This is a genomic window from Aliarcobacter vitoriensis, from assembly GCF_048320235.1.
GTDB lineage: Bacteria > Campylobacterota > Campylobacteria > Campylobacterales > Arcobacteraceae > Aliarcobacter > Aliarcobacter vitoriensis.
In genome coordinates this window covers 2,167,261-2,191,354 of the sequence record NZ_CP182882.1, presented here as the reverse complement: position 1 = coordinate 2,191,354, position 24,094 = coordinate 2,167,261, and the positions used below count along the sequence as shown (strand labels likewise).

Sequence of the window (24,094 nt, the reverse complement as noted above, 5' to 3'; positions counted from 1 at the left end):
AATTTATTAAATTTATTTTGTTTTCTTAATACATTTTAAATAAAGTTCATTATATAATAAATCCACTTAAAAAATAAGGGTAGGATATGTTTAACTTTATCACAAAAAGAATTAGCAATAAAATAATATTTGCACTATTTTTATTGATGTCTGTTAGTAGTTCAATAATTGTATATTCAACAACAACAAAAGTTACAAAAGATTCTATAGCAAATGCTAAAGATAGTTTAGAAATGTTAAATGCATCCATATTCCAAACCTTAAGAAATACTATGAATACAGGTGATCCAGCTTTAATCGCACAAGCAGAAGAAGAAGCTAGACAAATAAAAGGCGTAAGCAATCTTACAGTTGCTAAAAGTAAAGCTTTGTTAGAACTATATCCTTCAGATATTCCATTTACTAATAATAAAGAAATTTTAGATAGTTTTAATTCTAAAGAGAACCAAATAATACAAAAAAATGATGAAAATGGTCATACAATCAGAATGATAAAACCAATGATTGCAACAGCTGAATGTATGATGTGTCATGCAAATCAAGAAGTTGGAGATGTTATTGGAGTTATGGACTTAACATTTTCTTTAGAAGAGACAGATAATAGAATAGCTGGTTTACTAAAAGAAATTTCATTAGCTTCAATTATTTTAGGTTTAATTACTATTGGATTAATTTTTATCATTGTTAGAAAAGCTACAAGCCCTATATCAAATTTAAAAGATGGGTTTGAAAACTTACTACATTCAAATGATGCAAATATTACTTTAAGTGTAAAATCAAATGATGAGATAGGGGAAGTTGCTGATTTATTTAATTCTTATATGGATAAAGTTAGAGAAGGATTAAAACAAGATGAAATAGTAATAGATGAAGCAAATGATGTAATAGAAAAAACTGCAAATGGATTTTTTATTTATAAAGTTCGCAATACAGCTTCAAATCACCATGTTGAAGATTTAAAAAATAAACTTAACATTATGATAGAAAAAACTAAAGAAACACTAGATAAGATAAATGATACTTTAAGACACTATGCTGAATCAAAATATGACTATATTTTAAAAGATGATAATATATTTGGAAATTTAGGTTCTTTAGCAAATGGAATAAAACTTGTAGGAAATAATACTTCAGAACTTTTAGCAATAGTTATGAATACTGGTAATGCTTTAAAAAATAGTACTCAAACACTTTCAGATGCTTCTGGTAAATTAGCTAGTTCTTCAAATGAACAAGCTGCATCTTTAGAAGAAACTGCTTCTGCACTTGAAGAGATAACAGCTACTATTCAAGCGAATACTAAATCAACTATTCAAATGTCTAAATTGGCTCAAGATTTGAGTGATTCGGCTAAAAAAGGGCAAGATTTGGCTCAAGAGACTGCGAAATCTATGGATGATATAAATGTTCAAGTTAGTTCTATAAATGAAGCTATCGAGGTTATTGATCAAATTGCTTTCCAAACAAATATTTTATCTTTAAATGCCGCAGTAGAAGCAGCAACAGCAGGTGAAGCAGGAAAAGGATTCGCTGTTGTTGCACAAGAAGTAAGAAACCTTGCATCAAGAAGTGCAGAAGCAGCTAGAGAGATAAAAAATATAGTAGAAAAAGCAACTTTAAAAGCTAATGAAGGAAAAAATATTGCAAACAATATGATAGAAGGTTATTCGGAATTAAATAACAATATTTCAAATACTTTAGTAACAATTGAAGGTGTTGCAAATGCTTCTAAAGAGCAAGAAGTTGGTATTTTACAAATAAATGATGCTATTAACTCTTTAGATTCATCAACACAAAAAAATGCACAAGTAGCTGATGAAATATCTAATATGGCTACTTCTATTGCGTCAATGTCTAGTTCACTTGTAACAGCAGCTTCAAGAGCTTCGTTTATTGAAGATAGTTTAAATAAAGTTTCTGATGTAGATTTAGTATTTGATACAGCTTTATTAAAAGTAAATCTTTTAAAGAGTAAAGATGAGATTTATTCAAAACTTGGTAATTATCAATCATTTACTATAAATGATAATAGCTTTATAAAAGATTGGTTGAATAACAATCAAAATTCTAATAAAATAAAAGATAATGACACGATAGAAAATATTAAACATTTAGATACTATATTTAATAAAAGTTTACAAGAGCTAGTATATTCAAACTCAAATAGAGAAAAAAATGAAATATTAAATAGCAAAGCAAGTAAAGTTGAAAAAAGTACAAATGATATCTTTAATAGTTTAGATAGTATAAAAGTTGGTAATAAAAAAGGTTAAATCCTTTTTTATTACTGCATACTTTTTATCAGTTCCTCTAATTCATCAGCATTTAAACTATCTTCTTTAGCATATATAGTTTTTCCACTACAAGCAAAATTATACTGTGATTTGTCAATATTGTTGTTATCACATACAAAATTTACAACTTTTTCTAATGTTTGTCTATGTAAATCTTGTCTTTGTAAAAGTCCAAAAATATTAGATACAAATTCTTCTATTTTTTCTCTTTTATGAATTGGCATGTCCAAATCATCAACTATTTTAGAAATATCCTCTATATTATTAAAAATTGAAATAGAATCATTCTCTGTCTCTTTTATAACTTCACATAATTCTGTAATAAGCTCTTCATATTTCATTATTTTCCCTTGTTATAAATATAAATTCATATTAACTAAATATATCTTAATTAGTTAGTGTATAATCTCTGCAATTAATTCTGTTGCATAAGAGCCTTTTGGAAGATAAAACTGTAATTCCATCCAATTTTTATCCTCTTTATAGTTACTTTCGCAATGTTCAGGAAAAATCCAAGCAAATCTTCTAGCTCCATCTTCTGGTATTTCAACTTGGAACTCTTTTTCTATTTCAAAAGCTAAATTTTCAGATATTTTTACTCTTTTACCACTAAGAAGTCCTGTTGGAACTCTATCACGAAGTAAAAATTTTTCACCCTCTTCTTCAACATTCTCTATTGTAAATATTTTTCCAAATGGATAGTGAGATAATAAATCTCCATTTAAAAGTTTAAAAGGATGTTTTTGAGTTTTAGCTCTTTTTACATCTTCAAGAGTAAAATTTAGCTTTTCATAAATCTCTTTTGGTTCAAATGTATCTATTAATTTTGAAATTTCTATTCTTTTTGAAAGCCAAGAATTAAACAGATAACTTTGATAAGCATTTATATACATCTGCTTTAGGTTTCTATTTCTCTCTTTCAATTTTCCTTCAACTATATCTTTTCCTTTTAAATAATTATCCCCATTGATCCCAAATCTTTGAAATCCAAAGTAATTAGGCATTCCAAAATTTACAATTTGACTCAAAGCTTCTTCAATTTTTCTTTTCTCTACAAGCCCTACTCTTTTAAGTCTTATAAAAAAACTATTTCCTTTTAAATGCCCTATTTTTATCTTATTGTTATGATATGTTGTTTCAAGTATTTTGATATTTTCCTCTGAAAAGTCTTTTAAAGCTTCTTCAAATTTTCTATGTACTGAAATATACTGTATTGTCATAGCATTTTTATCTTTCAATCCTGCATATCCAAACTCTCTTGTACTACAATTTAAAAATCTAGCCAATATCTCTATTGCATCCCAAGTTGCTAAATCTTTTTTTCTTAATTTTATTATCAAGTGTTCTCCACTTCCACTAAATTCGTAAAGTGGTACTTCTGTAACAACAAAATCATCTTTATTTTGTTTAAATACAACATCTATTTTTGAATGATTTAAATATCTCTGTAATTGCAAATTTTTTCCTTATTCTTTAAAATGGTGATTTGAAAAACTACTTCTGTAGCTTCCTTTTATTGCTCTTGCAAAAATATTTATCTTTGTTTTATGTTTTTTTGCAATATCTTCTATTTTTTTTAAATTTTTTTGAGAAACACAAAATAGTATCTCATATTCTTCTCCTGAAGCACCTACATCTTCTTTTATTTTTTTAAATATTTCAAATCCAACATTTGAAGCAATAGAAAACTTTTCTAAATCTAAGAAAAGTCCATCTGAAATATCCATAGAAGCATTTATATATTTTGAAGCTTCATAAAAAAAATCTGCTCTCAAAATAGGTTTTATAAACTTTGAATCTTTTTTAATTTTTTTACCATTCAACAAGCTTTCTAAATCTTTTTTAGAATTACCAAGCTTTCCAGTATACAAAATATAATCACCTAATTGTACACCACTTCTATATATTGGATTGTTTGTTTTTGAAATAATTGTAATAGAAATATCAAGTTTAGAATTCTCAATAGTATCTCCTCCAATAATTTCAATATTAAAATCTTTTGCAGCTTTTTTGAATCCATTTGCTAACTCTTTTAAATCATCTTCTTTGAAACTATTTGGAATTGCAATGCTTATAAGAGCATATTTTGGTCTTGCATTCATTGCTATTGCATCTGAAATATTTACAATCATCGATTTATAAGCAATTTGTTTTAGGCTTATAAAACCTTTGTCTATCCACTCTTTTTTAAAATGTACATTTTCAAAAAAAGCATCCATAGAGTAAACAAATCCATCTATAAAAGCTCCATCATCACCAATATATTTACTATTTGAAATATGTTTTATAAAATAATCTTCTTTATTCATAAAAAGATTATATCAAAGCTAAACAAAAAATTTGAGATTTTTAAAATATTGAAGTATAAAAATTTAAAAGCCTACTCTACAATGCGACTTTTCGCATTGTTAGTAAGAAAAATATTAAGCTTTAACAAAAGAGCAACAATAATCAACTAAACTATTTACTTTTAGTTTATATTTAGAGTTTGCAGGAATTTCAAAAGATGCAGGTCCTTCAAATACTTGCCACTCTTGTGCAGGTAAAAGTAGTTCTAAATTTCCTCTTTGTATATCAATAATTGATTTATTTACAGTATTTAATTCATATTCACCATCAAGCATTATTCCTAGAGTTTTTTTAGAACCATCTTCAAATGTAATCGATCTACTAGTGATATTCCCACCATATAAAATATTTGCAGCTTTAGCTATTGAAACGCCTTTAAAATCTGCCATTTACTCTCCTTAATTGAATTACTAATAATTATATCAATAAAATATTAAAAAAGTAGTATTCTTTTGTTATAATCAAAAAAAATTTAACAAAAGGGTGTAAAATGAGTATTCAAAAAGAATTAGAAACATTAATAAAAGATGATGTTTTAGTTGAAATTGAAGATTATATTGATGATTTATTTGAAATTATAGCTTCAAAAAAAGATGATGATGAGATTAAAGCAGAATTATTAGATATGCAAGAGATGAAAAAAGAGTTTGAATCTTTACTTGTAGAGCTAGAAAATGGTGAATTATCTGATGAAGAGTGTGAAGAATTAATAGAAGAAATTAATACTATGAAAGAGAATAGTTTGATAGAAGAAGATTGATGAATGCAAGGATATATAATCGATATAAAACCTGTAAAAGATGATGATTTGATAGTTACAATTCTTTGTGAAAATGAACTTGTAACGTCATATAGGTTTTATGGAGCTAGACATTCTAATATAAATATTGGATACAAAATTGATTTTGAATTAGAAAGAACTAAATCAAATATTTCAAGACTTAAAGATGTTATGCAATTAGGATTTCCTTGGATATTAAACATTCAAAAAATGTATTGTTGGCAAAGGTATCTGAAACTTTTTTATGCACATTTAAAAGATTTAGAAGAATTAGATGGATTCTATTTCTATGTACTTGAGAATTTAGTTAAGAAAATAGAAAAACAAAATGTTTTAAGAGCAATAATTGAGTCATACATATATATTTTGGAATATGAAGGACGTCTACATTTTGATTTTGAATGTTTAATTTGTGAAGTAGCAATAGAAAATGAACTTTCTTTGATAAGAGGATTTATTCCTGCACATATAAGTTGTATAAAAGCAAAAAGTTTTAATTTAGATAAAATTAAAGAACTTTTTTCTACAAAATCATCAATTAATTTAAATGATGAAGATATAGAAAAGTTATGGGACATAATCCTACTTGGATTATGATATAACCTCATCTATTCTAGTTTTCAATATATTTATAGCATCTTGTAGACTATTTGTATCTAAATTATATATTTTTGCTTTTTTTATAGCCTTTTCTATACTTTTTTGACTTAAAGGTTCTATGATATTTGATGCTGTTTTGATTACATCTAATATCTGAGCTCTTTTTTTAAAATTTTCTTGTACATTACTTATATCATCTATAAATTCTATTGAGTTAATTAAATTTGTACTAAGTTTCCAATGTTTAAATACTTGAGCCGTAACGTAAGATGTTGTAACTCCTAAAAACTCTCTTTCTATATCTTCTAAACTATAATCTTGTTCTTGTATTCTTTTTTTAAAATCTGTATCTTTATTTTCACTTTTAATAAAATCTGCTAAAATAAATTTTCCTATATCTTGTAATAGTGCAGGTAGAATTATCTCTTCTTTTAAAGATGGGTCAAATTTATTAAGCCAAAGATTAGCTAAAACTGACGAAATATTTGATGATTTCATAAAATCATTATTTGTTACACCATAAGGTTCCAAACTAGATTTTAGAAGCTTTTGAGTACTTGTTGATATGGCAATAGATACTGTAAAATTTATTCCTAAAAGGCTAATTGCTCTTAATGGAGTTTCTACTTTTGAACGAAATCCAAACATAGCAGAATTTGATATTTTCAAAAGATTAGTTACTATCAAAGCATCTTTTTCTATAATACTAAGTAAATCAAGTATTTCTTTATCACTTTTTCTTCTAAATTCTTCAATTTCAGTTACAGTTCTAGGTAAAGGTGGAAGAGCTTCCACCCTCTTTAGTATAGCTTCTAGTTGCACAATCTTGATTCCTTTAATATATTCTATACATTAAATCTAAAATGCATTATATCACCATCTTGAACAACATAATCTTTACCTTCAAGTCTAAGTTTTCCCAACTCTTTACACTTACTTTCTCCACCATTTGCAACATAATCACTAAAAGATATAACTTCTGCTTTGATGAATCCTTTTTCAAAATCATTGTGAATAACAGCTGCTGCTTGTGGTGCTTTTGTATTTTTTCTTATAGTCCAAGCTCTTACTTCTACTTTACCTGCAGTAAAATAACTCATAAGTCCCAATTTATCAAAAGCCTTTTGAATTATTTGCTCCAAACCTGACTCTTGTACACCTAAATCTGATAAAAATTCACTAGCTTCTTCATCACTAAGACCTACAAGCTCTTCTTCTATTTTTGCACAAAGTACTATAACATCAGCATTAACACTATTCGCATGTTCTTTTACCATTTCAACATATTTATTTGTACCATTAGATAATGAATCTTCATCAACATTTGCTCCATAAATAACATCTTTATTTGATAAAAATCTAAGTTCTTTATCTAAAATTACGAAAGCTTCATTATCAAGTTTTTCAAATGTTTTTACTGGTTGTAATTCTCCAATATGAGAATACAACTCTTCAGCAATTATAAGTTGAGAAGCAGCTTCTTTACTACCTTTTGCTTGTTTTTTTAGTCTTTCTATTTTCTTCTCTAATTGTGTAATATCAGCATAAATTAGCTCTGTTTCAATAATTTCAATATCTCTTAAAGGATTTACATCTCCTTCAACGTGAGTTATATTTCCATCATCAAAACATCTTACCATGTGTAAAAGCACTTCAACTTCTCTAATATTTGATAGAAATTGATTTCCTAATCCTTCACCTTTACTTGCACCTCTTACTAATCCTGCTATATCCACAAAATCAATAGTTGAATGCTGAATTTTATCTGGATTTACAATTTTTGCTAATTCATCTAATCTTTTATCTGGAACAGGAACTACCGCTTTATTTGGTTCTATCGTACAAAATGGATAATTCTGTGCTTCTGCATTTTGTGCTTTTGTTAAAGCATTGAAAGTTGTTGATTTACCTACATTTGGAAGTCCTACTATACCTACTCCTAATCCCATATCTCACCTTTTATTAATATTTTAAACCATTATAATAGAATTTGTCTTATTGTTTAAGTAAATATTATATTCAAATTAATTATTTGAATTCTTTATTAAATAATATTAATTGTTTATATATATTTGTGCTATACTAAATCGTTACATTTTATTTTATGCGAGGTCGTACAATGAACAAGATTCTTTGGCTTTTAATTGCAATACTTGGGGCTGTTTGCTTTGGGTATTTAGCACTTCAACAAGGTGAAACAGTTTCTGCTATGTATTTAGTTGTGGCAGCTGTTTGTATATATATGATTGGTTATAGATTTTATGGTAGATTTATTGCTTATAAAGTTTTAGAACTTGATAAAAATAGAGCTACTCCAGCTATGATTCACGATGATGGAAGAGATTTCGTACCTACAAATAGGTCTGTTTTATTTGGACATCATTTTGCTGCTATTGCGGGAGCTGGTCCATTAGTTGGTCCTATTTTGGCTGCTCAAATGGGATACTTACCTTCTATGCTTTGGATTTTAGTAGGTGGTGTATTTGCAGGAGCTGTTCATGATTTTGTAGTTTTATTTATATCTTCAAGAAGAGATGGAAGATCTTTAGGTGAAATTATCAAGGATGAATTAGGTACTTTTGTTGGTGCAGTTACTATGATTGCTATTTTTGGTATTATGCTTATTATTATTGCGATTTTATCAATGGTTGTTGTAAAAGCACTGGCAGAGTCTCCTTGGGGATTATTTACTATTGCTATGACTATACCTATTGCAATTTTTATGGGTATTTATATGAGATACTTAAGACCAGGTAAAGTTGGAGAGGCTTCTGTTATAGGGTTTATTCTTTTAATTTTAGCTATTCATTATGGAAGTGTAATTGCTGCTGATCCAGTATGGGCTGCTAGATTTACTTTTGATGCTACAACTTTAGCATTTATTATGATGGCTTACGGTTTTACTGCTGCAATTTTGCCTGTATGGTTTTTACTTGCACCTAGAGATTATCTTTCAACATTTTTGAAAATTGGTGTTATTGTACTAATGGCCTTTGCTATTGTTATAGTTGCTCCAGATATTCAAATGCCAAAAGCAAATACGCAATATTTTGATGGAAGTGGTCCGGTTTTTGCGGGAGCTATTTTCCCTTTCTTATTTATTACTATTGCTTGTGGAGCTATTAGTGGATTCCATGCTTTGATTTCTAGTGGAACAAGTCCAAAAATGTTAGAAAATGAAACTCATGCTCTTCCTGTTGGATATGGGTCAATGCTTATGGAAAGTGCTGTTGCAATTATGGCTTTAATTTGTGCAACTATTTTACATCCTGGTTTATATTTTGCTATTAATGCTCCTGCAGCATTTATAGGTACAGATATAGTTCAAGTTGCAAGTACAATTTCTAGTTGGGGATTTAGTGTATCACCAGAAGAGATTATTAGTTTAACTAAAAATATTGGGGAAGAAACTATTCTTTCAAGAACAGGTGGAGCTCCTACATTTGCTATTGGAGTAGCAATAATATTACATGAACTATTTGGTGGAATAGATATGATGGCATTTTGGTATCACTTTGCTATTTTATTTGAAGCTTTATTTATTTTAACTGCTGTTGATGCAGGAACGAGAGCTTGCAGATTTATGGTTCAAGATATATTAGGAAATGTTTATAAACCATTAGGAAATACTCATAATTATGCTGCTGGTGTTATAGCAACATTTTTAAGTGTTGCTGGTTGGGGATATTTCCTATATCAAGGGACTATTGATCCAAGAGGTGGAATTTACTCATTATGGCCATTATTTGGAGTAAGTAACCAAATGCTTGCTGGTATGGCTTTACTTTTAGGAACTGCAATATTATTTAAAATGGGTAAAGCAAAATATACTTGGGTTACAGTATTACCTGCAATATTTGTTTTAACTGCAACAATGTATGGTGGAATTCAAAAAGTTCTTCCTTATAAAGAAGGAGATAGAGTTCATAATGCTGTAAGTCACGTAGCAACTGCACAAATTCAAGCTAAAAAAATTGCTGATTTAGAAGCTAAACTTCCTACATTAACTGAACAAGCTGATATTGATAAAGCTAATGCAGATATATCAATTGCAAATAAACTTAAAACTTCAAATATAATAAATGCTGTTTTAGCTATTTTCTTTATGTTTGCTACAACTTTAGTAATTATTGCAACTTTAGGAATTTGTTTTGGAAGAATAAAAATTCCATTAAAAGAAACACCTTATGTTAAACTAGATAGTCTTCAAAAGGCTTAAAAGTGTTAAAACAAATAAAAGCATTTTATGAAAAATCTGAAAAGTTTTTTCATCCCCTTGTGGGGCTTTCTAGCTATGAGAAATATCTTGAGCATATGAAAAGAAACCATCCTGATAAGAAAGTTTTATCGCGTGGTGAATTTTTTAATGAAGCTTTAGATAGAAGATATAATAGTGGTGGCTTTAAAAAGTGTTGTTAATTAATATAGGATAAAGTTTTATCAAAATTATAACTCTTAAAATTCATTTTTTAAGAGTTATTAAAAAATAGATTAAGTTGATAATTTTAAATACAGAATAAAAGAGTAGTTTAAACTACCCTCTTAATTTTTGCTCTTTAGCTCTTTTTTTCTTCCATCTATCATAGTAAAGCATATATCCAGTTATTACAAATAAAGACATCAGTGCAGAAGATATAAAAAATATTAATTGACCAATCCATCCAAAAAATTCTCCACTATGTAGTGGTAACATACTACTCATAATTTTCTCATTTAATTTTTTATCAGAATACTTTGCTTCTTTTAAAACTTCTGATTTTGCAATATCAATATCCATAGAGTTTGTCTCTCTGAAATGTGTTGCATCTACAAATCTATATGAAATTGTATAAATAGTATCTTTTGTTGGAGTTAGCCTAATACTCGCATTTACATAATCTTTTTCAACTTTTTGGTTAAAAATATCAACAGCTTTTTGTGCATCCACAAATGAAAATGGTTTTGGAATTTCTCTTTGTGTTCCGCCACCTTGTCCTCTTTGCCCTTCTTGCCCTTGTCTAGCTTGTTGATTTTGTCCTTGCTGATTTTGTTGTGCTTGCTGTGGTGTTGGAGCTACATTCCTTTTGGGTTGTTCAACTCCCATAACAGTAAACATAGCATTTCTATACCAATCATAAGACCAATAAAGCCCAGTTAAACACATAAGCAAAAATGGAATAATAAGCCATAAACCAACAGCACTATGCATAGTTGATAAAAAAGCTCTTTTTTTAGTTTTAAAACTAAAAGTAAAACTTTTCAAAAAAGCATGTTTTATTCTTGGCCAATAAATAACTATCCCACTTATAACTAAAACTATACAAGCAATAGTTGAAATCGCTACAACATTTTTACCAATATATTGAATATCTCCAGAAAAAGTAAGCCATCTATGAAGTCTAAAGAAAAAATTAAAGAAATCACCACCTACTAATTCTGGTAAAACTTCAGCTGTATATGGGTTCAAATATATTGTTTCACCTCTTCTATTATTTGGATCAAGAGAAGCCAAACTCATAGAAACACTTGAACTATTGTCAGTTGAAAAAGATATACTATTTATTTTTCTATCTGGATTTTGTTCTTGATATTTCTCCAAAATCTCTTGTACAGTTAAAATTTCTTTATTTTGTGGAATTTGCACTGTATAAGTATCTGGATTTATTAATCTCATTATCTCTTTTTGATAAGACCATACTGCTCCTGAAATTCCAATGAGGATTAAAGTTACCCCAAATACAATTCCTAAAAGCCAGTGAAGCTGAAACCAAAGTTTTTTATGCATAAATTACCTTTTTACTTTTTAACTTCCCAAGGTAAACCTTGTGTTATTGTAATATTAAGAGATAATGCATGAACTGTTTTGTCAAAAGCTACACCATCTTCTTCACCCTTTGTTTCATCTTCAAAAGATGTTTGTAAAAGATAACCACCTTTCCAAGGTGTTTCAACAGTAAATTCACCTTTTTCATCAGAAGAGAAAGTCTTTGTCCAACCAGTAGGAGAAATAGCTGTTACTTTAGTTTTTGCTAAAGGTTTATTATCAAAAACAATTTTAAAAATATTTTTACTAGCATCAACTGGAACTATATCAAATTTTGTAATAGCATCTTTACTTGTAATTCCAGCTTTTGAATAAGATATTCTTTTTGTAGTAATTCCTTCTGCTCTACTTTTTCTTGGTGCATCTTCTCTTACAACTACAACATCAGTAGCTTTTGAGAAAGTATATGTAACATTGTTATCGTTTCTTTTTACATCTTTTAGTAAATCTTTTGGATAAGCAACACCTTCTTTAATTTTTGCAAATTTTTCACCACTCTCTTTTTCTTTGATATCAAAATGTCCAAAAAATAGTTGAGCTTCATTTTTTTTACTATCTAACTCTAGCCAAACTTCATGTGCACTCGCACCTACAACTACTGCTGATGATAACATCATACTGTAAACAAATTTTTTCATAGATTACTCCTAGTTTTATTTTAGAATAGAATATTACTAAATCAACCTTAACGCTATATTAACAAATTAGCAATTATTATCAAAATTGTACTTCTTAAGGTTAATTTTGATAATCTACAACTATTTTAATTTTAGGAATATATTATGGAAAATATTTTTTTAGGTATTATTGCATTAGGTGCAGCTTATTATTTATATATAAAACTTTTTAAAAGTAGCGGTTGTAACTGTGGGAATGGAAAGAATTCTTGTAAAACAGACAAAAAATAATATTATTATGGTTGTAGAGATAAAAGATTTATCATACGCTTATGGTAACAAAAAAATATACTCAAATCTTAATATTCAAATAAAAGAAGGAACTATTTTTGGATTATTGGGGAAAAATGGAGTAGGAAAATCAACACTTATAAATATTTTAATGGGGTTCTTAAAACCACAAAATGGTAAATGCAAAATTTTTGGTGAAGATTCACACAATTTAAGTGCTGAAAATAAAAAAAATATTGCTTTATTATATGAAGGATTTATATCTTATGATTTTATGACAATCAATGAAATAGAAAACTTTTTTTCACCTTTTTATGAAAATTGGAACAAAAAAATATTTTATGATTTAATAAATCTTATGGATTTGGATTATAATCAAAAATTATCAACTCTATCTTTTGGACAAAAATCTCAGGTTGTATTAGGACTTTTATTTGCTCAAGATGCAAAACTTTTAATTCTTGATGATTATTCTATGGGATTAGATGCTGGATATAGAAGACTTTTTATTGACTATTTAAAAGATTATGTAAAAGGAACAAACAAAACTGTTCTTATTACTTCTCATGTTATGAGTGATTTAGTTGATTTAATAGATGATATTGCAATTATTCAAAGAGGTGGAAATGTACATAAAACTACTATGAAAGATTTTATATCAAATTTTAGATGCTATAAAGTATCAAATGATGAAGAATTAAAATTAAAAAATATTCATAGAATTGAAAATTTAAAAGATTATAAAAAAATATTTACTTTTGAGAGATTTAATAATTTAGAAGAATTAGAAGTAGATTTTGAAGAAAAATTTTTGGGATATGTAGGAAAATATTAATGCTTAAATCAATTTTTTTAAAAGAGTTTATGAAACTCAAATATTTTTTAATCTTATCTATAATATTTTATATTATATTATTGTCATATTATTATTTCAAATTAAATTTTGAATTTTCAACAATAGAACCTGAAAGTATGATGTGGTACAAATTTGCTCAATTAGAAAATAAACCTTACTCATATTTTTTATATTTTTATATAATTTTTGGAATTACTTTTGCATTTGCACAATTTTTACCAGAAATTATTCAAAAAAGAGTAAAACTCACAATTCACTTACCATTGAGTTTGACTAAAATCACCTTTTATCATGTAACTATTTCAATAATTATCATATTATTGTTTAGCACACTATTTTCTATTTTACTTTTAGTGATAAATAATCAATATTATCCAAAAGAGCTAGTTGAAATTATGATAAAAGATAGTTTTACTTTTGCCTTAATATCAATTATTTCATATAGTTTAGTTTCAGCACTAATAATTGAACAAAATAAAAAAGTTTTTATTTTAAAACTATTAATTTTTATATTATTTATTTTTTTATCTATAAAATCAAGATTCTTTATACAAGATTTTAGTCTATTTTTTGCATTAATAATATTTTCTCCATTTATTCTTCTTGACAGTTTTTATAGTATAAAACATCAAAGATTAGGCAAAATATATACGAGTGCGTTTGCAATATTTTTAACTATTTTTATATATTTTTCATATGAAAACTATGAGAAAAACTACCAAAAAGAGTTTTATAAATATTATATTTTTTATTCAGATATTGTAGAAGATTTTGTATATCAAAAAAATTTTGGAGCACATCAGTTTGAATATGGAATAAAAAATAGTAAAACTTTTTCTCAAAAAGAGTATGAAGATACACTTCCTTTTGTCTATTATCGTAATTTAGAACTTCAAAACAGACTTCCAGTTGTGATAAAAGATAGGATTTTCAATAAAAATGAGATAAGAGATACAAAACTAAGTTTTGATTATCAGCCAAGATATTTAGAAGAAAAAGAAATAGACTTTTTCCCACTTTTTAATCCTCAAAGCACTATTGCTATGATAAAATTTGCAGAAGAATTTTTTGGTTTCTTCGATAAAGAAGTTAAAATTTATGACTTTGACAATAAATATTTAGAAGATTTTTCTAATAAACTAAGTAAAAATTTACAAGAGTTAAACTTTGTATTCCCAGCCAAAAAAATATTTGGAAAACCTACAAATATAAAACCTTTTGATTTGGGTTATTTGATCATAGACAATGACAATAAAATGTTTAATTTGAGAAAATACGATAATGAAATAATCTTAAAAGAGATAAAAAAAGATAAAGATATAGAAGTTGAGTACATATATATTTCAGAAAATAGACAAAAAAATTTTAGTGGATATGCAATAGATAAAAATAATAACTTCTATCTTTTATCTTGGGATTTTGAATTTAAAAAACTTGATTTACCAAAGTTTGATTATAAAAATATGAGATTAAGATTTATTTCTGAACCAACTCATTATCTTGTAAGATATGATGATGGAAAAAACTATTTTGCAGTAAGATTTTCAAAAGATAATTTGCAAAAATTAAATGAGATAAAATTTGAAGATTAAAGGAGAATTTGTGTTACTAAATGAAGTAAAAGAAAAAAGTAAAGTTAAGGTTATAAAACTCAATGCCCAAGGAAAGCTACTTTATAAACTTCTTGATATGGGCTTTGTAGAAGGAACAATATTAGAAATTATAAGAGAAGCACCATTGTATGATCCAATGGAATTAAAAATACACAACTATAACTTAACACTTAGAAAAAGTGAAGCAAATTTAATAGAAATAGAGATGATATGAAAAAAATAAGAGCGGTATTAGCAGGTCAACCAAACTGTGGTAAATCCACAATTTTCAATCTTGTAAGCGGAATTGAACAACAAATTGCAAATTATCCAGGTGTAACCGTAGATAAAAAAACTGGTTTTTTTAGATATGAAGATTATAAAATAGAAATGGTAGATTTACCAGGGACTTACTCTTTTAGTTCATATTCACTAGAAGAAAAAGTTGCAAAAGAGTTTATAATAAATGAAAAACCAGACATTGTAGTAAATGTTATTGATGCATCAAATTTAAAAAGACACTTATATTTAACTTTTCAACTTTTAGAGATGGGCTTACCTGTTGTTGTAGTATTAAATATGATAGATGTTTCAAACAGAAGAGGTATAAAAATAGATAGTAAAAAAATCTCTTCAATGTTAAAATGCCCTGTTATAGAAGCAAGTGGTTCTAAAGGCATTGGCGGTGATGAGATTATGAAATCTATTGTTAGTGTTTATGAGAAACAAGAAGTATTTGAGAAATTTGAACTAAATTATGAAGAATTTGAGAACTATATAAAAGAGATAGAAAATGAAATAGAAGACTCAAATTTAAATATATCAAAAAGATGGTTAGCTATCAAAGCTTTGGAAAATGATACAACAATTATCGATTATCTAAAACAAAATATTTCAAATATAGATGAAAAATTAGAAAATACAAGAAATAAATTTAAAGAACAATACAATAAAAACATAACAACATTTTTGGCAACTTTTCGATATGACAGTGCAGAAATCATATACTCAAAAAATGTAAAAGAAGAAAAAAAGGGAAAAGAAACTTTCACAGATAAAGCTGATAAAATAATTCTAAATAGATTTTTAGCATTACCAATTCTATTTGCTTTGATGTTTTTAGTTTATCAAATATCAATAGTTTATGGATATAAACTTACAGATTATACATGGCCAATATTAGCAAGTTTAAAAAACTTTGTTATAGATATATCTCCAGAAGCAAATTTTACAGAAGTTCCCATGATAAGTGATTTTGCTATTTGGATGATAAATAGTGCAAATGCATTATTAAATTATATTCCAATATTTTTTATACTTTTTGCATTAATTGCTATTATGGAAGATGTTGGATATATGCCAAGAATGGCATTTATCCTTGATAGAGTATTTAAAAAGTTTGGACTTCATGGACAATCAACTCTTCCTTTAGTTCTTGGAGGAGCAATGGTTGGTGGTTGTGCAGTTCCAGGCGTTATGGCTACAAAAGGAATAGCTGATGATAGAGCTAGGATGGCAACGGTTTTAACTGTTCCATATATGAACTGTTTGGCAAAAGTTCCATTTTATACTCTACTTTTAGGTGCATTTTTTAAACCTGATATGGCATTGATGATGTTTTTCATATCAACTGCAACAGTATTTACAGCATTAATTGTTGCAAAAATTTTAACAAGTACTGTTTTAAAAAATAGAGAAACAGCACCATTTGTTATGGAACTTCCACCATATCATCTACCAACTTTAAAAGGTATTGTAATTCGTTCTTCTCAAAGAGTTTGGGTATATATAAAAAAAGTTGTGACTATCGTTTTAGCAGTTGCTATCGTACTTTTTGCCTTATTACAATTTCCAGGTCTTAGCGATGAATCAAAAATAAAATTTGATGATATGTCAAATAAAGCTTTAATAGAGTTTGATTCAAAGATAAAAGATTTATCATACTATGAACATATAAATTCAAAAGAAAAAGTATCAGAACTTTTAAATATGTATGATAACTATAGAACAAAAAAGATGACAAGTTCTTCAAGTAGCATAGATGATAATTTCAAAGCTAAGAATGAACTTTTCTACTTATTTATAAATCCTGAAAAAAATGCTGAAGCAAGAAAGATAAATACAGCTTTAAGAAAATTATCAAATGATAGAAAAACTATTCTTAGAGAAATAAAAAATGAAAAAGTTGAAAATTCTCTTTTGGGAATGGCAGGAAAAGCAATAGAACCTATAAGTAAATATGCAGGGTTTGACTGGAAAATAAATGTAGCGTTTTTAAGCTCATTTGCTGCACGTGAAAGTGCCGTTGCAACTTTAGGAAGCTTATATGAAAACAACAAAGCAGATAATCAAAGAGCAGAAGAAGCAATGGCAGAAAATAGTGGATATACACCTCTTCACGCAACATCAATTATAATTTTTATGCTTTTAACTCCACCTTGTATTGCTACTATGATAGTTGTTAAAATGCAAACAAACAGTTTTAATTGGATGTTATTTGCTATCTTTTTCCCTATTGGTTTGGGACTTGTAGTATCTTCATTAATTTTTACTTTAGGAAATATTTATTTATGGAGTGGACTTGAAGCTATGATTTATTTTTACTCCTCTGTACTTCTTATAACTTTAGTTTTAGGACTTTTCCCTACTAAATTTATAAATTGGAAAGGAGGATTAAATAAATCTTAGAAATAATTTTAACTTATGCAAAATTTAATTTAATAAAAAGGATAAAAAATGATTAAAAAAACTATATTTTCAGCTGCGATACTATTCGCAACAAGTTCGGCTTTTGGACACTCAGCTTTAATGAGTTGTTTTGACAATGGTGACAACACTATCACTTGTGAAGGTGGATTTAGTGATGGAAGTAGTGCTAGTGGAGTAAATTTTAAAGTAGTTCAAGATGGTAAAACTATTCTTCAAACAAAAATTGATGAAAATAGTGAAATAACTTTTGATAAACCAACTGGTGATTTTAATGCTGTTTTAGATGGTGGTGAAGGTCACGAAGTTATTGTAAAAAGTAAAGATATTAACTAATCTTAGTCATAAAAAAGATAAGTAGAAAAAAACTACTTATCTTTTTTCATATTGCTGTTCCACAATCACTAAAAAGCTTTAATTTAATACTATATTTTCCCATTTCGTCATTAAATTTTTTAACTAAATTTAAATCTACGAATTTTGCATTATTTGAAATAGGATGTAAAAAGTTTGAATTCATTAAAAGAAAGATTGTCTCTATTAGTAATATAGGATTATTTTTAAAGCTATTCAAATTTAATAACTCCTCAAAACTCATATCTTTTTTTGCTAAACTTTCTAACATAGGAGAGATTATCTCTTTTGGTGCTTTTATATCTCCTATTGGAGTTTTAAAATTTACATCTCCACTTTTTGGTGAATTTGGAAGCAGTTTAAATCTTATTTGATTGATGGTACTTATATGTTCTTCATTTTGAAACATTTGTGGATTTTTCTGAAATATATCAACTCTTTGCTTAGTATCTCTAGCTAAATCTTTTAAATACTCTTTTAAAGCTGGAGATTTTGTATTTTTTATAATATCTTGCATTTTAGAAGGAATACTTATATTATCAATATTTTCACATGGATTTGCACTACCTAAATATGTAGTTTTTGTAGTTTGAAAAACCATATTATGTACATCTACACTATACAAAGGTTTCCAATAATCAGTTAAAAATTCATGAGCTAAATATGAGTTATTATTTTCAAAAGTTTTTATTATAGAGTCTATTTTATGGTTATTTACAAAAGCTCCAGATTCATTTAAATCAAAAAATAGTTTTTTACCTATTTCAATACTATCAATTGAAGAATTTGAATTATGCTGATCAACTAAATTAAGTAGTTTTTGAATGGGAAGTAAAGAACCAGAACCAGGATAACACATATAATGAAGATAAAATATTCCTAAATCATTTAGAGATTTTGAAACGATATCTAATATGTTTTTTTGATGAATTGGAGTAATCCAAGAGAAAGTACCATGATTTACTATAAAATCAAATTTTTTATCATTTATTGCTAAAAATGTAGCAAAATCAGAATGTATAAATTCTATATTTTTAAGTCCTATTAAATTTGCATATTTCTTTGCTTTATCTATATGTTCTTTATTAAAATCAATCCCTACAAAATATCCATTTGGATTATTTATAGCACAAACAATTAAGTTTATTCCTGTTGCACATGCTAACTCTAAATAAGAGAAGTTTTTTTCAATATTTGGTGTTTTAAAACCCAAAAAATTTACTACACTTTTTAACCAAAGTGGTTGCATCTCTTTATAAAAGAAAACTGGATAAGATGTATCTATCACATATCCACTATCTCTTTTTTTCATACTTATCCTTAATTTTTTATTTATCAAATGAAATTAGATTCTAAAAATCTAATTTCATTCCTACATTATACCTTCTTCCATCAAGTGTTTTACCATAGTCTGAATTTGTAATTTGTTTATCAAAAAGATTATCAATAGCACATATAAAGACATTGTAATTTTAGTAATTGTTACATGATAATTAAAAGTAAGATAAATATTAATAAAAAGATAATTAATAACATCTTAAAATAATAACAATTATTAGAAATTTTTTAATATTGTAAGACTTAAACGACCAAGTTTTTTGCCTTAGGTATTGAAGACTTTTAGTTTAGTATAAAATTAAAAAAATAACATTGTTATTTTCTTTCTTAACTATGAAAATATATTCTATACCCTTAAGTATGAGTTCCAAAGTACAAAAGGAAAGTATATTTTTTGTATCGAAATTTTAATCTCAAAATTAAATAAATACTTTGAAACCCATGCCTAAAAGTACAAAGAGAGCAAAACTCTCTTTATATTAAATATTTAAAACTCCATTTTCATAGAAAATGCAATATTTCTAGGAATACCAAGTTGATTAGTTGTAGCCCAATAATCTTCTCCAGTTATATTTGTTGCATTAACTATAAAAGTAGTTGGAAACTTATCTAATTTTGTTTTATATCTTAAACCTGCATCATAAATAGTATAACCATCAATTTTATTCTTATTTAAAGAATCTTGATATTTACCACCCGTATAGTATGCTCCACCAGTTAATGTTAAACCACTTAAAAATGGAAGATTATATTCTGCATAAAGTTTTGCCATTTTAGTAGCAACCCCAGTTGGTTTTTTACCTTTTAAATTTGGATTTGTAACTTTATCTACTTCTAAATCCATCAATGTTCCACCAGCCATAATTGTTAAATTATCTGTTATTTTTCCAGTTGCAGTTAATTCTAATCCTTGATGAATTTGTAGTCCATCTTGATTTCTAGTTATTTTACCATTCGATGTTGTTTCATCATAAGAATTTGCTTTTTCAATTCTAAATAAAGATGAATTTAAAAGTAAATTTTCTGAAATAGCATATTTTGCACCAACTTCATATTGTTTACTTACATATGGGTCTAATATTTCACCTGGGTTATTATATAAATTTGCATCGTCAGGTACAGTTCCTCCTCTTTCTAAACCTTCTATATAACTAGCATAAGTTGTTAAATCTTCAAAAGGTTTATAGATTAAAGATAAAGTTGGAGTTAATTCTGATTCGTCATATTTTGATGTTCGTGTACCTGAAGTATTAAAAACTTTATTTTTTACTGTTGTATAATTAAATCCAACTAAAGCACTCCAATTATCATTAAAAGTAATATCATCTCCAATAATAATATTTGTATTTGTTGTTTCATTTGCTTTATATTTAGAACCATAATCTGATGAAAAATTGGGTGAAGGTAAATTCATAAATTCATCAAGAGTTAATCCATTTGGAGTTATATAAGAGCTATCTTCTATCCAAGTATTTACATATTTTTCTTCTTTATATGTTTCTCCTGAAATACCAAAAGTTAATTTATGAGAAATAGTTCCTGTATCAAACTTACTATCTAAATAAGTATAAACACTATGCGAAATAGTATCATAAGGAGAAGTTTTACTTGGATCATACATTGTCCAACCATTTGGAGTATAAATAGGATAATTAATTATAAATTCTCTATTATCTTTTTTATACATATAAGCCGTTCTTAGTGTAAAAATATCATTTATATCCCAAGTTGAGTTTAATCCAACTCTGTCAGTTTTTGTTTGATTATAAGTATAATCTTGTGAATAAGTTTTTTTATTATCAAAGGCTTTTGGCCAACCAGAAATTCCTTGTGTATAAAATCTATTATCAGGTCTATCTATTCTATAAAATTTATGTGCTGCTTCTAATTGAAGTTGAAAATTATCTGTTATATTCCAATCTAATGCTCCACTTATTAATTTCTTTTCTACATTTTGATCATCTTTTGAAGTTTCACCATCTTGATAAGCGGCATTTAATCTATATGCAAATTTACCTTTTTCATCTATCTTATCACCTAAATCAATATGAGCATAGTATTGCTCTCCACCATAATTACCTAAAGTTAAATTTGTAAGTCTTTTATATGTTGGTCTTTTAAGTACATAATTTGTTATTCCGCCAACATTCCCAGCTCCATACATAAAGCCAGATAAACCATTCATAATTTCTAATCTTTCAATCTCTTCTGTACTTGTACCATAAGTATATGAAGACATTTTCATACCATCAACTGCACTTGTACTTGAACCAAATCCTCTTATTACAGCAACGGGATAAGTGAAAACTGTTGTAGGTGTTGATTCTTGAATAACTGGGTTCATCTTATAAAGTTGGTCAATATCTCCTGCGATTACATTTTCTATTAAATCGCTAGACATAACACTCATAGAGTAAGGTGTATCTTGAAGTGATTTTTCGCCCCAAAATCCTACTTGTTTTAGTTCTTTTGCTACATAACCATTTTCGCTACTTCCACTTTTATGTGAAGTTTCAGTTACTGAAATCTCATCTAATCTTGTAGTTTCATTAGCACTTAATAGGTTACCCCCCCCCGCAAGTCAATATTGTAGCAACAGACATAGCTAGTCTTATTTTCATCTTTCTTCCTTTATATAATTATAATAACTACTACTAGTATGTAATAGAAAGTAGTATTGTAATAAAAAAAAGTGGCTAAAAAATGTCCTAAAAGTTTTATTTTTGATTATTTTTATATTTTAATTCAATTTAGATAGAAATTTGTATTTTAACTTCTTGAATTTTGTAAGATATAGACAACTAAAGTTTTACTTTAGTTATCTAAAATTTTAGTTAAATTTTGAGTGTTTTAAAAGGTTTACATACCAATCTTCATTTATATCATCTTCTTCTAAATCCTTTAATACAATCTCCAATTCATTGTCAATCATATTTAATTCATCTATTTTATCATCTGGTATAAACAAAACTTCAGTACAATAGTCAAATAGCTGCTCTTCACAAACATCTATCGCTTCCATCCCCCAACCTTCTTCAAACTCATCGATTAAAAAAACCTTCTCTAATTCTTTCATATATTTAATTTTCCTTGATTATAGACTAGGTTTTATCATATTTTCTGGTTTAACATATGAGTCAAACTCTTGCTCACTTAAAATTCCAAGATTTACTGCTTCTTGTTTAAGTGTTGTACCATTTTTATGTGCTGTTTTTGCTATAAGTGCAGCTTTTTCATACCCAATGTATGGATTTAGTGCAGTTACAAGCATAAGAGAATCTTGTAAATATTTATTGATATTTGTTAAATTTGGTTCAATTCCAACTGCACAATTATCATTAAATGCAACCATAGTATCACTTAATAATCTAATTGATTGCAATAAATTTAAAGCAATTACTGGTTTAAATACATTTAATTCAAAATTTCCTTGACTTGCAGCTATACTTATAGTTGAATGATTTCCCATAACTTGCACAGCAACCATAGTCATAGCTTCACTTTGAGTTGGATTTACTTTTCCTGGCATTATAGAACTTCCTGGTTCATTTTCAGGAATATTTAGTTCTCCTATTCCGCATCTTGGACCAGAAGAAAGCCATCTAATATCATTTGCAAATTTCATCAAATTTGAAGCAAGAGCATTTAAAGCTCCACTTAAGAACACTTCTCCATCGTGAGCAGTTAAAGCATGAAATTTATTTGGATGAGATTTAAAAGAATATTTTGTTTTTGTTAAATCATTTAAAGCATCACAAACCATTGGTGAAAAATTTGGATGAGAATTAAGACCAGTTCCAACAGCAGTTCCTCCAATAGCAAGTTCAACTATATATTTCATAGCATCATCAACTTGTGCTAAAGCTTTATCTAACATATCTACATACCCAGATATTTCTTGTCCTAAAGTAAGTGGAGTTGCATCTTGTAAATGTGTTCTTCCTATTTTTACAATATTTTCAAATTCTTTAACTTTTTTTTCTAAAGTAGTTTTTAAAATATTTATTGCAGGAATAAGTCTTTTTTCTACATCAAGTACAAAAGCAACTCTCATAGCAGTTGGATAAGTATCATTTGAACTTTGTCCTTTATTTACATCATCATTTGGATGAACAATTTTTTTAATTCTAAAATCTTCACCTAAGATCTCACTAGCTCTTGAAGAAACAACTTCATTTACATTCATATTTGATTGTGTTCCAGAACCAGTTTGCCAAACAACTAGAGGAAATTCACCATCAAGTTTTTTTTCAATGATTTCATCGCAAGCTTGAGATATAGCTTTTGTTTTTACATCATCAAGTCTTTTTAATTTATTGTTTACAATTGCACAAGCTTTTTTCAAATATGCAAAACCTTCGATTACCTCTTTTGGCATCTTTTCATCACCAATTGGAAAGTTTTCTAAACTTCTTTCTGTTTGTGCTTGCCAATATCTATCTTTTGGCACTTTGATTTCACCCATCGTATCTTTTTCTATTCTGTAATCCATGTTATTCCTATTTATTCTAAG

At 27.2% G+C, this 24,094-nt stretch carries 23 protein-coding genes; 11 read left to right on the top strand and 12 right to left on the bottom strand.

Going from position 1 to position 24,094, the window contains the following annotated elements:
• Nucleotides 1–86: 86 nt before the first annotated feature.
• Complete coding sequence (locus ACNSOS_RS10890) at nucleotides 87–2,273, top strand: methyl-accepting chemotaxis protein (protein WP_113893456.1); 2,187 nt, start codon at nucleotides 87–89, stop codon at nucleotides 2,271–2,273.
• Nucleotides 2,274–2,284: 11 nt separating this feature from the next.
• Here the strand turns inward: ACNSOS_RS10890 and ACNSOS_RS10885 are convergent, their stop codons facing one another.
• The 4 genes from ACNSOS_RS10885 to ACNSOS_RS10870 all read right to left on the bottom strand — a co-directional run bounded on the left by ACNSOS_RS10885 (nucleotide 2,285) and on the right by ACNSOS_RS10870 (nucleotide 5,032).
• Nucleotides 2,285–2,635: a hypothetical protein gene (locus ACNSOS_RS10885; RefSeq protein ID WP_113893453.1), complete on the bottom strand. Its 351-nt coding sequence runs from the start codon at nucleotides 2,633–2,635 to the stop codon at nucleotides 2,285–2,287.
• Nucleotides 2,636–2,689: 54 nt separating this feature from the next.
• Nucleotides 2,690–3,751, bottom strand: coding sequence for a tRNA pseudouridine(13) synthase TruD (gene truD / locus ACNSOS_RS10880; RefSeq protein WP_418185308.1), 1,062 nt, complete (start codon nucleotides 3,749–3,751; stop codon nucleotides 2,690–2,692).
• 9 nt (nucleotides 3,752–3,760) lie between these two features.
• A complete protein-coding gene (locus ACNSOS_RS10875) occupies nucleotides 3,761–4,603 on the bottom strand; it encodes a thiamine-phosphate kinase (RefSeq protein WP_418185307.1) in 843 nt (280 codons plus the stop codon).
• A gap of 114 nt (nucleotides 4,604–4,717) precedes the next feature.
• Nucleotides 4,718–5,032, bottom strand: a complete 315-nt coding sequence (locus tag ACNSOS_RS10870; RefSeq protein ID WP_113893447.1) for a pyrimidine/purine nucleoside phosphorylase — start codon at nucleotides 5,030–5,032, stop codon at nucleotides 4,718–4,720.
• A gap of 101 nt (nucleotides 5,033–5,133) precedes the next feature.
• Here ACNSOS_RS10870 and ACNSOS_RS10865 point away from each other — a divergent pair, with 101 nt between their 5' ends.
• The gene (locus ACNSOS_RS10865; RefSeq protein ID WP_418185306.1) at nucleotides 5,134–5,403 is read left to right on the top strand and encodes a hypothetical protein; all 270 of its coding nucleotides are present in this window, start codon (nucleotides 5,134–5,136) and stop codon (nucleotides 5,401–5,403) included.
• Nucleotides 5,404–5,406: 3 nt separating this feature from the next.
• A complete protein-coding gene (recO, locus tag ACNSOS_RS10860) occupies nucleotides 5,407–6,021 on the top strand; it encodes a recombination protein RecO (protein ID WP_418185305.1) in 615 nt (204 codons plus the stop codon).
• Here the strand turns inward: recO and ACNSOS_RS10855 are convergent.
• On the bottom strand, nucleotides 6,016–6,846 hold the full coding sequence (locus ACNSOS_RS10855; protein ID WP_418185304.1) for an HDOD domain-containing protein: 831 nt from the start codon (nucleotides 6,844–6,846) through the stop codon (nucleotides 6,016–6,018). The genes recO and ACNSOS_RS10855 overlap by 6 nt on opposite strands.
• Nucleotides 6,847–6,869: 23 nt before the next feature.
• Entirely contained in the window at nucleotides 6,870–7,973 is a 1,104-nt protein-coding gene (ychF, locus tag ACNSOS_RS10850) for a redox-regulated ATPase YchF (protein WP_418185303.1), read from the bottom strand.
• A 170-nt stretch (nucleotides 7,974–8,143) separates the two neighbouring features.
• On the opposite strand from ychF, the gene ACNSOS_RS10845 reads away from it, so the two are divergent.
• Nucleotides 8,144–10,243, top strand: coding sequence for a carbon starvation CstA family protein (locus ACNSOS_RS10845; protein WP_418185302.1), 2,100 nt, complete (start codon nucleotides 8,144–8,146; stop codon nucleotides 10,241–10,243).
• A 2-nt stretch (nucleotides 10,244–10,245) separates the two neighbouring features.
• Nucleotides 10,246–10,443: a KCU-star family selenoprotein gene (gene kcuS, locus ACNSOS_RS10840; protein WP_113893435.1), complete on the top strand. Its 198-nt coding sequence runs from the start codon at nucleotides 10,246–10,248 to the stop codon at nucleotides 10,441–10,443.
• A gap of 115 nt (nucleotides 10,444–10,558) precedes the next feature.
• Here the strand turns inward: kcuS and ACNSOS_RS10835 are convergent, their stop codons facing one another.
• Both ACNSOS_RS10835 and ACNSOS_RS10830 read right to left on the bottom strand, forming a co-directional pair.
• Entirely contained in the window at nucleotides 10,559–11,788 is a 1,230-nt protein-coding gene (locus tag ACNSOS_RS10835; protein ID WP_418185301.1) for a PepSY-associated TM helix domain-containing protein, read from the bottom strand.
• Between the two features lie 11 nt (nucleotides 11,789–11,799).
• Nucleotides 11,800–12,465 (bottom strand): DUF4198 domain-containing protein, encoded by a 666-nt coding sequence (locus ACNSOS_RS10830; RefSeq protein WP_113893431.1) that lies wholly within the window; start codon nucleotides 12,463–12,465, stop codon nucleotides 11,800–11,802.
• A 144-nt stretch (nucleotides 12,466–12,609) separates the two neighbouring features.
• Between ACNSOS_RS10830 and ACNSOS_RS10825 the strand changes: the two genes are divergently transcribed.
• From ACNSOS_RS10825 to ACNSOS_RS10800, 6 genes are read left to right on the top strand one after another with little or no spacing between them, the layout of a single operon-like run.
• Nucleotides 12,610–12,735, top strand: a complete 126-nt coding sequence (locus tag ACNSOS_RS10825) for a FeoB-associated Cys-rich membrane protein (protein ID WP_418185300.1) — start codon at nucleotides 12,610–12,612, stop codon at nucleotides 12,733–12,735.
• Nucleotides 12,701–13,570: an ATP-binding cassette domain-containing protein gene (locus ACNSOS_RS10820; protein ID WP_418185299.1), complete on the top strand. Its 870-nt coding sequence runs from the start codon at nucleotides 12,701–12,703 to the stop codon at nucleotides 13,568–13,570. Before ACNSOS_RS10825 ends, ACNSOS_RS10820 begins: the two co-directional genes overlap by 35 nt.
• Entirely contained in the window at nucleotides 13,570–15,183 is a 1,614-nt protein-coding gene (locus tag ACNSOS_RS10815) for a DUF4857 domain-containing protein (RefSeq protein WP_418185298.1), read from the top strand. The genes ACNSOS_RS10820 and ACNSOS_RS10815 overlap by 1 nt, the downstream gene beginning before the upstream one ends.
• Before the next feature lie 10 nt (nucleotides 15,184–15,193).
• Nucleotides 15,194–15,418 (top strand): FeoA family protein, encoded by a 225-nt coding sequence (locus tag ACNSOS_RS10810; protein ID WP_113893423.1) that lies wholly within the window; start codon nucleotides 15,194–15,196, stop codon nucleotides 15,416–15,418.
• A complete protein-coding gene (feoB, locus tag ACNSOS_RS10805) occupies nucleotides 15,415–17,871 on the top strand; it encodes a ferrous iron transport protein B (RefSeq protein WP_418185297.1) in 2,457 nt (818 codons plus the stop codon). Before ACNSOS_RS10810 ends, feoB begins: the two co-directional genes overlap by 4 nt.
• A gap of 48 nt (nucleotides 17,872–17,919) precedes the next feature.
• Complete coding sequence (locus ACNSOS_RS10800; protein ID WP_113893419.1) at nucleotides 17,920–18,225, top strand: hypothetical protein; 306 nt, start codon at nucleotides 17,920–17,922, stop codon at nucleotides 18,223–18,225.
• A 46-nt stretch (nucleotides 18,226–18,271) separates the two neighbouring features.
• On the opposite strand, the gene ACNSOS_RS10795 is transcribed toward ACNSOS_RS10800, so the two are convergent.
• From ACNSOS_RS10795 to fumC, 4 genes are all read right to left on the bottom strand, one after another.
• Entirely contained in the window at nucleotides 18,272–19,555 is a 1,284-nt protein-coding gene (locus tag ACNSOS_RS10795; RefSeq protein ID WP_418185296.1) for a class I SAM-dependent methyltransferase, read from the bottom strand.
• 513 nt (nucleotides 19,556–20,068) lie between these two features.
• Entirely contained in the window at nucleotides 20,069–21,982 is a 1,914-nt protein-coding gene (locus tag ACNSOS_RS10790) for a TonB-dependent receptor (RefSeq protein WP_418185295.1), read from the bottom strand.
• Between the two features lie 429 nt (nucleotides 21,983–22,411).
• On the bottom strand, nucleotides 22,412–22,657 hold the full coding sequence (locus ACNSOS_RS10785; protein ID WP_113893415.1) for a hypothetical protein: 246 nt from the start codon (nucleotides 22,655–22,657) through the stop codon (nucleotides 22,412–22,414).
• An 18-nt stretch (nucleotides 22,658–22,675) separates the two neighbouring features.
• Nucleotides 22,676–24,073: a class II fumarate hydratase gene (gene fumC, locus ACNSOS_RS10780; RefSeq protein ID WP_418185294.1), complete on the bottom strand. Its 1,398-nt coding sequence runs from the start codon at nucleotides 24,071–24,073 to the stop codon at nucleotides 22,676–22,678.
• Nucleotides 24,074–24,094: the final 21 nt, after the last annotated feature.

Coding starts and splice junctions, on each gene's coding strand:
- ACNSOS_RS10890 (WP_113893456.1), top strand. CDS start 87: ATGTTTAACTTTATCACAAAAAGAATTAGCAATAAAATAATATTTGCA.
- ACNSOS_RS10885 (WP_113893453.1), bottom strand. CDS start 2,635: ATGAAATATGAAGAGCTTATTACAGAATTATGTGAAGTTATAAAAGAG.
- ACNSOS_RS10875 (WP_418185307.1), bottom strand. CDS start 4,603: ATGAATAAAGAAGATTATTTTATAAAACATATTTCAAATAGTAAATAT.
- ACNSOS_RS10870 (WP_113893447.1), bottom strand. CDS start 5,032: ATGGCAGATTTTAAAGGCGTTTCAATAGCTAAAGCTGCAAATATTTTA.
- ACNSOS_RS10865 (WP_418185306.1), top strand. CDS start 5,134: ATGAGTATTCAAAAAGAATTAGAAACATTAATAAAAGATGATGTTTTA.
- recO (WP_418185305.1), top strand. CDS start 5,407: ATGCAAGGATATATAATCGATATAAAACCTGTAAAAGATGATGATTTG.
- ychF (WP_418185303.1), bottom strand. CDS start 7,973: ATGGGATTAGGAGTAGGTATAGTAGGACTTCCAAATGTAGGTAAATCA.
- ACNSOS_RS10845 (WP_418185302.1), top strand. CDS start 8,144: ATGAACAAGATTCTTTGGCTTTTAATTGCAATACTTGGGGCTGTTTGC.
- ACNSOS_RS10835 (WP_418185301.1), bottom strand. CDS start 11,788: ATGCATAAAAAACTTTGGTTTCAGCTTCACTGGCTTTTAGGAATTGTA.
- ACNSOS_RS10830 (WP_113893431.1), bottom strand. CDS start 12,465: ATGAAAAAATTTGTTTACAGTATGATGTTATCATCAGCAGTAGTTGTA.
- ACNSOS_RS10825 (WP_418185300.1), top strand. CDS start 12,610: ATGGAAAATATTTTTTTAGGTATTATTGCATTAGGTGCAGCTTATTAT.
- ACNSOS_RS10820 (WP_418185299.1), top strand. CDS start 12,701: ATGGAAAGAATTCTTGTAAAACAGACAAAAAATAATATTATTATGGTT.
- ACNSOS_RS10815 (WP_418185298.1), top strand. CDS start 13,570: ATGCTTAAATCAATTTTTTTAAAAGAGTTTATGAAACTCAAATATTTT.
- feoB (WP_418185297.1), top strand. CDS start 15,415: ATGAAAAAAATAAGAGCGGTATTAGCAGGTCAACCAAACTGTGGTAAA.
- ACNSOS_RS10800 (WP_113893419.1), top strand. CDS start 17,920: ATGATTAAAAAAACTATATTTTCAGCTGCGATACTATTCGCAACAAGT.
- ACNSOS_RS10795 (WP_418185296.1), bottom strand. CDS start 19,555: ATGAAAAAAAGAGATAGTGGATATGTGATAGATACATCTTATCCAGTT.
- ACNSOS_RS10790 (WP_418185295.1), bottom strand. CDS start 21,982: ATGTCTAGCGATTTAATAGAAAATGTAATCGCAGGAGATATTGACCAA.
- ACNSOS_RS10785 (WP_113893415.1), bottom strand. CDS start 22,657: ATGAAAGAATTAGAGAAGGTTTTTTTAATCGATGAGTTTGAAGAAGGT.
- fumC (WP_418185294.1), bottom strand. CDS start 24,073: ATGGATTACAGAATAGAAAAAGATACGATGGGTGAAATCAAAGTGCCA.